Origin of the sequence: Methylobacterium sp. (assembly GCF_028290105.1) — a bacterium.
GTDB lineage: Bacteria > Pseudomonadota > Alphaproteobacteria > Rhizobiales > Beijerinckiaceae > Methylobacterium.
On sequence record NZ_JAQGKL010000159.1, the window covers coordinates 1 to 9613 of the forward strand.

A 9613-nucleotide genomic window follows, 5' to 3' on the forward strand; every position below is an offset into this window, starting at 1 on the left:
GCCTCGTGGTGATCGGCGGGGAGGGGGCGATCGTGCTCGGCGGCCTCGCGGCCGCGGCGGCGGCGACCCCGCTCTCCGGAGCGCCCGCCGCCCTCGGCATCCCCCTCATGGCGCTGGCGGCCTTCGCGACCGGGGCACTCTGGCTCGGGGCGGTGGGGGCCCTGCGGGCCTACCGGGGCGTCAACGAGACCATCGCCAGCCTGCTGATGTCCTACATCGCCATCGCGCTCGCCAACCACCTGATCGAGGGCTGGCTGCGCGATCCGGGCAGCCTCAACAAGCCCTCCACGAAGGCCATCGACGAGGCGTTCCGGATCGGCGCGATGCCCGGCCTGGAGGTGCATTGGGGACTCGGCGTCGGCCTCGCCGCCTGTCTCCTCGCCTGGGTCCTGACGGAGCGCACGACGCTCGGTTTCGCCGCGCGGATCGCGGGCGGCAACGTGCGCGCCGCGCAGATCCAGGGTCTGCCCGTCGGGCTGCTGGTGGCCGGGTTCACCGCCCTCGGCGGCGCGCTCGCGGCACTCGCCGGCTTCTTCGAGGTGGCGGCCGTGCACGGCAACGCCAACGCCTCGCTGGTGGCCGGCTACGGCTACACCGGCATCCTCATCGCCTTCCTCGCCCGGCAGAACCCCCTGGCGATCCCGCCCGTGGCGTTCCTGCTCGGCGGGATCGAGGCGGCGAGCGGCCTGATCCAGCGGCGCATGCACCTGCCGGACGCCACCATCCTGCTGCTCGAAGGCCTGCTCTTCATCCTCGTCCTCATGGGCGAGACGCTCTACGGGCGCTTCAAGGTGTTTTCCCCCCATCTCTGGGGGGAAAAGCGCGCGGCGGCCGTCACGCCCTCGAAAGCCGCGGCACCATGAACGAGATCGGGCTCTGGAGCGTCCTCATCGCGGTGATCGGCGGGGCCATCCGGGTCTCGACGCCCTTCCTGTTCGTCAGCCTCGGCGAGACCATCACGGAGCGCTCGGGGCGGATCAATCTCGGCCTCGAGGGCACCCTCGTGTTCGGAGCGATGTCGGCCTACGCCACCGCCGTCCTCACGGGCTCGGCCTGGGCCGGCGTCGCCGTGGCGGGGTGTGCGGGCGGGATGTTCGGACTGCTGCACGGCTGGATCTGCCGGCTGCCCCGGGTCAACGACGTGGCGCTCGGCATCGCCCTGATGCTGTTCGGCTCAGGGCTGGCCTTCTTCTTCGGCAAGGCCTTCATCCAGCCCTCCGCGCCGCAATTGCCGGCGCTTGCCCTGGGCAACTGGTCCGACCTGCCCCAGGTCCGGGCGGCGCTCCAGGTCAACGTGCTGTTCCTCGTCGGCGCGGCCTTGAGCCTGTTCCTGTGGTGGGCGTTTCGCAACACCCGGGTCGGGCTCGTGGTGCGCATCGTCGGCGACAGCGCCGACGCCGCCCGGGCCATGGGCTACCACGTCGACCGCGTGCGGCTGCTCGCCACCGGGGCCGGCGGGGTGCTGGCGGGCATCGGCGGGGCCTACCTGTCGCTGTACTACCCGGGCTCCTGGAACGAGGGGATCTCGTCGGGCCAAGGCCTGATGGCGGTGGCCCTCGTGGTCTTCGCCCGCTGGAACCCGCTCGCCTGCTTCGGGGCCGCGCTTCTGTTCGGCGGGGCGGGGGCGCTGGGGCCCGCCCTGCAATCGGTGGGCGTCTCGTCGGGCTACTACCTGTTCTACGCGGCCCCCTACGTGCTGACGCTCGGCGTCCTCGTCGCGACATCTTCGCCCGACCGGGCTCTCGCCGGCGCGCCGGGCGAACTGGGCCAATCCAAGTAGATCCCAATCCAAATAGATCCAAGTCAAATAAAGCAAAGCAAAAGGACATCGTCCCATGAACGGACTGGGCGGCCTCAACAAATCTCCCCACGGCGTGGTGCTGGGCCTGGTCCAGCTGCAATTGCCGAGCGTTGCGACCAAGGCCGACCTCGCCGCCCAGACCCAGCGCATCGTCGCGATGGTGGGCAAGGCCCGGCGCAACCTCGCCACCATGGACCTCGTGGTGTTCCCCGAATACGCGCTCCACGGCCTGTCGATGGACACCAACCCCGACATCCTGTGTCGGATGGACGGGCCCGAGGTCGCGGCCTTCGCCGAGGCCTGCATCGACAACAAGATCTGGGGCTGCTTCTCCATCATGGAGTTCAACCCGCACGGCAACCCGTACAACACCGGCCTCATCATCGACGATACGGGCGCGGTGAAGCTCACCTACCGCAAGATGCACCCCTGGGTGCCGGTGGAGCCCTGGGAGCCCGGCGACATCGGCATCCCGGTGATCGAGGGGCCGCGCGGATCGAAGATCGCCCTCATCATATGCCATGACGGGATGTTCCCCGAGATGGCGCGCGAATGCGCCTACAAGGGCGCCGAGATCATGATCCGCACGGCGGGCTACACCGCGCCGATCCGCGAATCCTGGCGCTTCACCAACCAGGCAAACGCCTTCTGCAACCTGATGGTCACCGCCAATGTCTGCCTGTGCGGCTCGGACGGCTCGTTCGATTCCATGGGCGAGGGCATGATCGTCAATTTCGACGGCGCGGTCGTCGCCCACGGCACCACCGGCCGGGTCGACGAGATCATCACGGCGGAGGTCCGGCCCGACCTCGTGCGCGAGGCGCGCATCCACTGGGGCGTCGAGAACAACATCTATCAGCTCGGCCATCGCGGCTACACCGCCGTGAAGGGCGGGGCGGGGGATTGCCCCTACACCTACATGCAGGACCTCGCCGCCGGCCGGTACCGGCTGCCCTGGGAGGACGAGGTCAAGGTCGTCGACGGCACCTCCTGCGGATTCGCGGCACCGACCCGGTCCTACGGCGCCGGCCGGGCGCCGGACGCGCGGGAGGCGGCGGAGTGAGCGCGGAGCCGGCACCCGCAAGCGGACGCTACGCCGCGGCCGAGCCCTATCCCTGGCCCTTCGACGGCGCGCTGCGGCCCGGCAACACGGCGCTCGTCGTCATCGACATGCAGGTCGATTTCTGCGGGCCCGGCGGCTACGTCGACGCCATGGGCTACGACATCGGCCTGACCCGCGCGCCGATCGCCCCGATCGGGCGCCTGCTCGCGGTGGCCCGGCGCCTCGGCTACCACGTGATCCACACCCGCGAGGGCCACCGCCCGGACCTCGCGGATCTTCCCGAGAACAAGCGCTGGCGCTCGCGCCGGATCGGCGCCGGCATCGGCGATCCCGGCCCCTGCGGGCGTGTGCTCGTGCGCGGCGAACCCGGCTGGGAGATCATCCCCGAACTCGCGCCGGAACCCGGCGAGCCGGTCATCGACAAGCCCGGCAAGGGCTCGTTCTGCGCCACCGATCTCGAGCTGATCCTCGGGCGCCTGGGGGTTCGCAACCTCATCCTCACGGGCATCACCACGGATGTCTGCGTCCACACCACCATGCGCGAGGCCAACGACCGGGGCTTCGAATGCGTCATCGTCTCCGACGCCTGCGCGGCCACCGACCCGGCCAACCACGCCGCCGCCCTCCGGATGGTGACGATGCAGGGCGGGGTGTTCGGCGCGGTGGCGACGTCGGACGCGATCCTGGCCGCGATGGGATGATGCGCGATGGTGCCTTTCCCGCAATCCGTCAGAGAGGTGGTCCCGTGGACCGACCGGAGGCCATCCGTGCCGCCTGAGACCCCGCCCGGCGCCATCGCGGTCGAGACCATCGGCATGACGAAGCGCTTCGGCGCCTTCGCGGCGCTGGACGACGTCTCGATGAAGATCGAGGCGGGCGGCTTCCACGCGCTGCTCGGCGAGAACGGGGCGGGCAAGTCGACCCTCGTGAAGTGCATCATGGGGTTCTACGCGCCGAGTTCGGGAAGCGTGCTGGTGGCCGGGCGCGAGGTGGCGATCACCAATCCGAAGGGGGCTCAAGGCAGGGGCCTCGGCATGGTCTACCAGCACTTCACCCTGGTCCCGTCGCTCACCGGCTTGGAGAACCTCGTCGTCGCCCGGCCCGACGTGCCGGCGGTGATCGACTGGCGCGGGGAGCGGGCGGCGCTCGCCGCCTTCATGGAGCGGATGCCGTTCCGGCTGAACCTCGACCGGCCGGTGGCCGAACTCGCCGCGGGCGAGAAGCAGAAGCTCGAGATCATCAAGCAGCTCTATCTCGAGGCCCGCTTCCTCATCCTCGACGAGCCGACCTCCGTGCTCACCCCCGACGAGGCCGGGGAGGTGCTCGGCTTGCTACGCGCCATGGCGGACCGGGGCGAGATCAGCGTCCTGATGATCAGCCACAAGTTCCGCGAGGTCGAGGCGTTCGCCCGCAGCGTCAGCGTCCTGCGCCGGGGTCGCCTCGTCGGGGGCGGGCGCGTCGGCGAACTCAGCCGCGACGACATGGCGGCGATGATGATGGGCGCGCGCCCGGTGCGCGTGGTGGCGGACCGGACGGGAACGCCCGACACCGCGCGGGACGTGCTGCGCATCGCGGGCCTGCGGGCCAGCGACGCCTCCGGCCTGCGCCGGATCGCCGTGGAGGGGCTGACGGTGCATGCCCGCGAGATCGTCGGTGTCGCGGGCGTGTCGGGCAACGGTCAGAAGGAACTCGCCGACGTGCTGGGGGGCCAGATCCGGGCCGAGGGCGGGCAGGTCCGGGTCGGGGGCGAGGCCTATGACGGGCGCCGCGCCCAGAGCCGGGCGCAGCGGGTGCGCTTCATCCCGGAGGAGCCCCTGCGCAATGCCTGCGCGCCGCGCATGTCGGTCACCGAGAACCTCGCCTTTCGCGCCTTCGACCGGCGCGGGGAGGGAGCGTCCAGGGCCGGGTCTCCGGCAGGCCGGCCGACATTCTGGCTCGACGGAAGCGCCATGCGCCGCCGCGCCAAGGATCTCATCGCGCGCTTCGGCGTGAAGACGGCCTCCTCCGAGGCCCCGATCGCGACCCTGTCCGGCGGCAACGTGCAGCGGGCCGTGCTGGCGCGGGAACTCACCGACCCGGTCGACCTCCTCATCGTCGCCAACCCGTGCTTCGGGCTCGACTTCTCCGCCGTGGCCGAGATCCGGACCCGGATCATGGCCGCACGCAACGCCGGTGCGGCGGTGCTGCTGATCAGCGAGGACCTCGACGAGATCCTGGAACTCTCCGACCGCATCGTCGTGATGTCGGACGGGCGCATCGTCTACGAGGTCTCCGGCGCGCAAGCCGACGCGCAAGCCATCGGCCGCCACATGGCGGGGCATCACTGACGGTCTCGGGTCTCTTGTCTCGGGCCTCGGGCCGGCGCGGGTGACGGTCGCGGGCGTCTGCCCTATCGTGACGCCCGGAGATGTCGCATGGCGCAAAACCACCAAGACCAAGACCATCATGACCACGACCATCACGCCCACGAGGAGAGCGAACTCTCCCCGATGGACCTGCGCGTCCGGGCGCTGGAATCGGTTCTGGTGGAGAAGGGCTACGTCGATCCGGCCGCCCTCGACGCGCTGATCGAGACCTACGAGACCAAGGTCGGGCCGCATAACGGCGCCCGCGTGGTGGCGCGGGCCTGGGTCGATCCGACGTTTCGCGCGCGGCTCCTCGCCGACGCGACGCCGGCCATGCGCGAACTCGGAATCGGCGGGCGCGGCGGCGAGCACATGGTGGTGGTCGCGAACACGCCCGAGACCCACAACCTCGTCGTCTGCACCCTGTGCTCCTGCTATCCCTGGCCGGTGCTCGGCCTGCCGCCGGTCTGGTACAAGTCGCCGCCCTACCGCTCGCGCGCCGTGATCGAGCCGCGCGCGGTGCTGGGCGAATTCGGCGTCACGCTCCCCGCTTCACAAGGCATCCGAGTCTGGGATTCCACCGCCGAGCTTCGCTACATGGTCCTGCCGATGCGCCCCGCCGGGACGGCGGGCCTCGACGAGGCGGCGCTGGCCGCCCTCGTCACCCGCGACGCGATGATCGGCACCGGCCTGCCACGCCCACCGGGGGGAGCCGGATGAACGGCGGCCAGGACCTCGGGGGCATGCACGGCTTCGGCCCCATCGCGCCGGAGGCGGACGAGCCGCGCTTCCACGCCGCGTGGGAAAAGCGCGTCTTCGGCCTGGCGATGGCGATGGGCTACACCGGCGTCTGGAACCTCGACGCGAGCCGGTCCGCCCGCGAGGCGCTGCCGCCGGGCGAGTACCTCACCTCGAGCTACTACGCGATCTGGCTCAAAGCCCTGGAACGTCAGGTCCGGGCCCACGAACTCGCCACCCTGGAAGAACTGTCCTCCGGGACGGTCTCGACCCCGCCCGCCCCGGTGGCGCGGGTGCTGAAGGGCGAGGCGGTGGAGCCCCTCTTCGCGCGCGGTTTCCCGAGCGACCGGCCGGTGGACGCCCCCGCGCGCTTCGCGGCGGGCGAGCGCGTCCGCGCCCGCATCCTCAATCCCGCCGGCCATACCCGGCTGCCGCGCTACGTGCGCGGGCATGTCGGCACGGTGGAGACGGTGCATGGCGGCTTCGTGTTTCCCGACACGAACGCGCGTCTGGCCGGGGAGGCGCCGCAATGGCTCTACACGGTGCGGTTCTGCGGCCGCGACCTCTGGGGTGCGGAGGCGGAGCCGGGCCACGCCGTCTCGGTGAACGCCTTCGAGAGCTACCTGGAACCCGTGGAACCGGAGCCCGTGCCATGAGCGCCGACCCCATCCCCTTCGGCGGGGCGGCCGATCCGGCCTTCGCCGAGCCTTGGGAGGCCCAGGCCTTCGCCCTCGTGGTGGCGCTGCACGATCGCGGCCTGTTCGATTGGCAGGCGTGGGCGGATGCCCTCGGGGCACAGAGTGCGGCGACCGGGCGGGCGGCGGATTACACCGCCTGGATCGCCGCCCTGGAGGGTCTGCTCGCCGCGCGAGGGATCCTCGCCCCCGAAGACCTGGCCGAGCGCCGGGCGGCTTTCGCCCGCGCCGCCGCCGCGACCCCGCACGGCGAACCGATCCGGCTCGCGAACGATCCCTTGATCCGGAACTGCGTGATTCGAGAGAGCTCGGCCCGGCACGCCGTCGGTGGCCCGCCCGCCTTGGGCGACTGATCACCACCCGGCCCCTGGCGCCCCGCCACCCGATGACCCCACGGCGCCGCGAGCGGGCCCGAGACGAGACCTCGAGATGCTTGGAACAGCGATCCATACGCCCGCCCCCGGCCTGAACGGCGCAGCCCCGCGGCCGGTCACGCTCGGGGAGGCGCTGCCGGTCTGGGCGCGCATCGCCGGCCTCTCCTTCGGCGGGCCGGCCGGGCAGATCGCCGTGATGCACCGCATCCTGGTGGAGGAGCGGCGCTGGATCTCCGAGCGGCGCTTCCTGCACGCCCTGAATTTCTGCACGCTGCTGCCCGGACCCGAGGCGCAGCAGCTCGCCACCTATATCGGCTGGCTCCTGCACGGCACCCGGGGCGGGCTCCTGGCCGGCGGGCTGTTCGTGCTGCCGGGCCTCCTCTCCATCATGGGCCTGAGCTGGATCTACGCGCTCTACGGCAATGTCGGGCTGGTCGCGGGCCTGTTCTTCGGGCTGAAGGCGGCGGTGCTGGCGGTCGTCGCCCAGGCGGTCCTGCGCATCGGCCGCAAGGCCCTGGGCAGCGGCACGATGCGGGCGCTGGCCGCCGCCTCCTTCGTGGCGATCTTCTTCCTCGACGTGCCGTTTCCCGTCATCGTCCTCGGCGCAGGCCTGATCGGCTATCTCGGGGGCCGGGCGGGCCTGCCGCAGTTCCGGCTCGGGGGGCACGGCGGCGCGGCGGTGGAGGCGGGCGGGGCCTATCTCCTCGGCGACGAGACCGTCCCGCATGAGCGCGCCGGACACGGGCACGTCCCCCGGGTGCTCGCCCTCTGGGGCGGGCTCTGGCTGGCGCCGGTGATCCTCGTGGTGGCGCTGCTCGGGCCCGGCGACGTGTTCGCCCAGATCGCTCTGTTCTTCTCCAAGATGGCGATGGTGACCTTCGGGGGCGCCTACGCGGTCCTGGCCTACATCGCGCAGGCGGCGGTGGAGCAGTTCGGCTGGCTCCGGCCCGGCGAGATGCTGGACGGGCTCGGCATGGCCGAGACCACGCCCGGCCCGCTGATCATGGTCACGCAGTTCGTGGGTTTCATGGCGGCCTTCCGCAATCCCGGCGCGCTGCCGCCGCTCCTCGCCGGGACCCTCGGCGGGCTCCTCACCACCTGGGTGACCTTCGCGCCCTGCTTCCTCTGGATCTTCCTCGGCGCGCCCTACGTGGAGCGCCTGCGCGGCAACCGGGCGCTGGCGGGCGCGCTCTCCGCCATCACGGCGGCGGTGGTGGGCGTGATCCTCAACCTCGCGGTCTGGTTCGCCCTCCACACCCTGTTTACCGAGACGCGGACCGTCTCGGCCGGGCCGCTCCGGTTCGACTGGCCGGTGCCCGCGAGCCTCGATCCGGCCGCGCTGGCGCTGGCGCTGGGCGCGCTCGTGGCGGTGTTCCGGTTCCGCCTCGGCGTGCTCCCGACGCTGGCGGCCTGCGCCACGGCCGGGATGCTGCTCCACGGGCTGGGCTGGGCTTGAGGCACCCGTGCGCGAGGCCTTCCCGGGATCGGGACAGCGTCGTTTGGGACACACAGCCGCCGAATCCGGCCCTCGCCGAGGACGTGCATTGACGGGGTGCCGGCACCCGCCCTAGGCGCGGTGGCATGCGCATCACGCGGTCCGATCTGGCGGCCTGCCGCGCGGTCATCGCGGTGGCCGCGCTCTACGCGCTCGCCCTGCAGGCCGTGCTCGGCGGCATGGTCGGGGTCCGCTCCATGGACCCGGCCCACAGCCTCTGCCTGCAGGATGCGGAGGCGTCGCAAGGGCCCGCGAAGCCGGCGCCGCCGGTGCATGGCCACCTCGCCTGCTGCACCGCCGCCCATGTCGTGGCGCCCCTCGACGCGCCGATCCCGGCCGCCGCCGCGATCGTCTGGCCACGCCGCCGTGCCGCCGTGACGGTCTGGCGCCCCGAGATCGTCGCAACGCCCCGGGCGCCCCCCGGCGTCAGCGCCAGCGCGCGCGCTCCCCCCGTCGTCTGATCGATCGCTCGCCCCTCGATCCCTCAGACCACGGATTTTCGCCATGTCCCCCGTTTCCCGGGTCGAGCCGCGTCTCGCCCCGCTCCTGCTGCTGTTCGCCGCCGCGCCCGCCCTGGCGCAATCCTCCGGCGAGGGCGTGACCCTCGCGGAACTCTCGGTGGTGGGCGAAGGCGGCGGGTCCGCGAGCCGCCGCCAGGAGGCCGTCCCGTTCGGGGTCGCGGCCCCGCCCGGCTCCGCGCCGAGCGTCATCGAGAACCCCGTGGGTCAGGTGGTGAGCACGGTGGGGCGCGACGGCACCATCGCCGACCGGCCCGCCACCAACATCGGATCGGTTCTGATCAACAGCCCCGGCGTCACCGTGCGCCAGGGCAACGGCGCGCGCGACGTCGTCATCTCGATCCGGGGCAACAACGCCCGCTCCACCGGCGTCACCAAGAACACGGTGGTGCTGGAGGACGGCTTCATCCTGACCCAGCCCGACGGCGCCTCGCGCTTCGACCTCGTGGATCCGCGTGCCTACAGCCGCATCGACGTGTTCCGGGGGCCGCAATCGGCCCTGTTCGGCAACTACGCCACCGGCGGCGCGCTCGCCTTCCGCACCCGCACCGGCCGCGAGATCGACGGCTACGAGATCGGCACCG

11 protein-coding genes are annotated in these 9613 nt (G+C 72.0%); all 11 read left to right on the forward strand.

What is annotated here, in order from left to right:
• Positions 1 to 863, forward strand: an 863-nt coding sequence (locus tag JWQ05_RS11555; protein ID WP_299658591.1) for an ABC transporter permease, incomplete at its 5' end; no start/stop codon positions are given.
• Entirely contained in the window at positions 860 to 1780 is a 921-nt protein-coding gene (locus JWQ05_RS11560) for an ABC transporter permease (RefSeq protein ID WP_299658592.1), read from the forward strand. The genes JWQ05_RS11555 and JWQ05_RS11560, both read left to right, overlap by 4 nt.
• 55 nt (positions 1781 to 1835) lie before the next feature.
• Positions 1836 to 2864 carry a formamidase gene (locus JWQ05_RS11565; protein WP_299658593.1) on the forward strand — a complete coding sequence of 343 codons (1029 nt, stop codon included), beginning with the start codon at positions 1836 to 1838 and terminating at the stop codon, positions 2862 to 2864.
• A complete protein-coding gene (locus JWQ05_RS11570) occupies positions 2861 to 3565 on the forward strand; it encodes an isochorismatase family cysteine hydrolase (protein ID WP_299658594.1) in 705 nt (234 codons plus the stop codon). Before JWQ05_RS11565 ends, JWQ05_RS11570 begins: the two co-directional genes overlap by 4 nt.
• A gap of 114 nt (positions 3566 to 3679) precedes the next feature.
• Entirely contained in the window at positions 3680 to 5191 is a 1512-nt protein-coding gene (locus tag JWQ05_RS11575) for an ABC transporter ATP-binding protein (RefSeq protein ID WP_299658601.1), read from the forward strand.
• Positions 5192 to 5278: 87 nt separating this feature from the next.
• Complete coding sequence (nthA, locus tag JWQ05_RS11580) at positions 5279 to 5929, forward strand: nitrile hydratase subunit alpha (RefSeq protein WP_299658595.1); 651 nt, start codon at positions 5279 to 5281, stop codon at positions 5927 to 5929.
• Positions 5926 to 6603 carry a nitrile hydratase subunit beta gene (gene nthB, locus JWQ05_RS11585; RefSeq protein ID WP_299658596.1) on the forward strand — a complete coding sequence of 226 codons (678 nt, stop codon included), beginning with the start codon at positions 5926 to 5928 and terminating at the stop codon, positions 6601 to 6603. The genes nthA and nthB overlap by 4 nt, the downstream gene beginning before the upstream one ends.
• Complete coding sequence (locus tag JWQ05_RS11590; protein ID WP_299658597.1) at positions 6600 to 6995, forward strand: nitrile hydratase accessory protein; 396 nt, start codon at positions 6600 to 6602, stop codon at positions 6993 to 6995. Before nthB ends, JWQ05_RS11590 begins: the two co-directional genes overlap by 4 nt.
• A 76-nt stretch (positions 6996 to 7071) precedes the next feature.
• Positions 7072 to 8472, forward strand: coding sequence for a chromate efflux transporter (gene chrA / locus JWQ05_RS11595; RefSeq protein WP_299658598.1), 1401 nt, complete (start codon positions 7072 to 7074; stop codon positions 8470 to 8472).
• Between the two features lie 125 nt (positions 8473 to 8597).
• Positions 8598 to 8972, forward strand: a complete 375-nt coding sequence (locus JWQ05_RS11600; protein ID WP_299658599.1) for a hypothetical protein — start codon at positions 8598 to 8600, stop codon at positions 8970 to 8972.
• Between the two features lie 43 nt (positions 8973 to 9015).
• Positions 9016 to 9613: TonB-dependent receptor plug domain-containing protein (locus tag JWQ05_RS11605; RefSeq protein ID WP_299658600.1), on the forward strand; the 598-nt coding region annotated here is incomplete at its 3' end.

Excerpts from the sequence above, each read along its gene's own strand:
- JWQ05_RS11560 (WP_299658592.1), top strand. The coding sequence starts at position 860 with ATGAACGAGATCGGGCTCTGGAGCGTCCTCATCGCGGTGATCGGCGGG.
- JWQ05_RS11565 (WP_299658593.1), top strand. The coding sequence starts at position 1,836 with ATGAACGGACTGGGCGGCCTCAACAAATCTCCCCACGGCGTGGTGCTG.
- JWQ05_RS11575 (WP_299658601.1), top strand. The coding sequence starts at position 3,680 with ATGACGAAGCGCTTCGGCGCCTTCGCGGCGCTGGACGACGTCTCGATG.
- nthA (WP_299658595.1), top strand. The coding sequence starts at position 5,279 with ATGGCGCAAAACCACCAAGACCAAGACCATCATGACCACGACCATCAC.
- nthB (WP_299658596.1), top strand. The coding sequence starts at position 5,926 with ATGAACGGCGGCCAGGACCTCGGGGGCATGCACGGCTTCGGCCCCATC.
- JWQ05_RS11590 (WP_299658597.1), top strand. The coding sequence starts at position 6,600 with ATGAGCGCCGACCCCATCCCCTTCGGCGGGGCGGCCGATCCGGCCTTC.
- chrA (WP_299658598.1), top strand. The coding sequence starts at position 7,072 with ATGCTTGGAACAGCGATCCATACGCCCGCCCCCGGCCTGAACGGCGCA.
- JWQ05_RS11600 (WP_299658599.1), top strand. The coding sequence starts at position 8,598 with ATGCGCATCACGCGGTCCGATCTGGCGGCCTGCCGCGCGGTCATCGCG.